The 1,337-nt window shown below is 45.1% G+C and carries 1 protein-coding gene; it reads right to left on the bottom strand.

Annotated elements, in window-relative coordinates; translation table 11 throughout:
- On the bottom strand, positions 1 to 1,337 hold a 1,337-nt coding region (locus A3763_RS29340; protein ID WP_197483166.1), incomplete at both ends, for a DUF6701 domain-containing protein.

Raw genomic sequence — 1,337 nt, 5'->3', positions numbered from 1 at the left:
CATTTTGCGCATCATCGAGAGGAGCATTCACACTTAAGGTAGTTAACTCTGAACCCACAAGAATATCTTCTAAGCTCGTAGCACCACTACCTAAAGGTGTAACAGTTGGAACAACTGCGGTACATTGATCATCAGTATGGGCAACAAAGGTTCCGGCGCTAGAATAATATTGGGGGTAAGCCTTCATTTTTAACGCTTGAGTATCAGGCCCATAGGCATTCTCCATTTTCCACCGTCCTTGCCGTAATTCTGAGCTAAATTGGAAACCAAGCGCTGCTAAATTACTAGTGCCTGTCACATCATCATCGTCTTCCAAAGTAACGACCAAATCAATATCTGCGTCAAAAGGAACGATATTGGTCCCTGCAGGTCGATCATAACTGAAGTTAGGGTTACTAGAGTGGATAAGTAAGCTAAGCGTTCCATCAATATCTGTTGTCGCACCATAACTTATATCTCCAACTGGCGAGGATAATGTCGCCGCCGTCGCTGCATTATCGGTATAGCAAAAACCCTTAACGCCTACACTACCACCACAAGACTCATCTAGCTCCAGGTTTGCACCCAAGCGCCAAAAATCACCTTCATAGTTTTGTGTAATCGTGCCATCAGCACGTACAGCACTTATCGTCAATTCAGGGACAGTATTCCATTGAAAGGCCTGATTCATATAAGTGAAGGGCGATAGTCCAACGACATTACACGCTGGGGCAAAATTTCCTCCTGTGACGGAAAAGCTCACATCAAAACGATCAGGGATAAACCGACCAACATTACCACTTGTACCACCGCTGACGACTTCACCCGCATAATCGGGCACGGCATAGGCTTCCATAGTGAAAACCCCCACCTCATCTATTTGTTGCGTCACCGACACAACACCATCATCTGCCAATGTAAAGGCCACATTGCTCTCGGCAACATTGGCATTAACACCACTTAGCGGTGCAATAAGATTACTACGCAACGATATTGGCGAAGGACTGATATAGCTCTCAGCCGTTGTTGCGCTTGCATCCGCGCAGACAGCTCTAAGCTGCTGAGTAAAATTATCACCGACCGTTGCAAACTCACTGCAAGATCCAAAAGGAGAAGAACAACTTGGCGCGCTCGGTACAGTCGACTCAATCAAGGAAGGAGAGACAACAAAGGCATTAGACATAAGACCTTGCATAAGTGGCGTTTCACTGAGCCCATCCTCATGTTCAAAGTTAATAGACAATATTTGTCCAGCATCTAAATGCCTAACGTCAAGATCTGCTACACCTTGATCAAAATCTAAAGTCAGATTATCACTAGCAGGTAAACTGTTAGCGATAAGCGTGTTATTAAGGCTT

Source organism: Oleiphilus sp. HI0128 (genome assembly GCF_001635365.1).
Note: the sequence above shows the minus strand (reverse complement) of the source record. Positions and strands in the feature narration are given on the sequence as shown.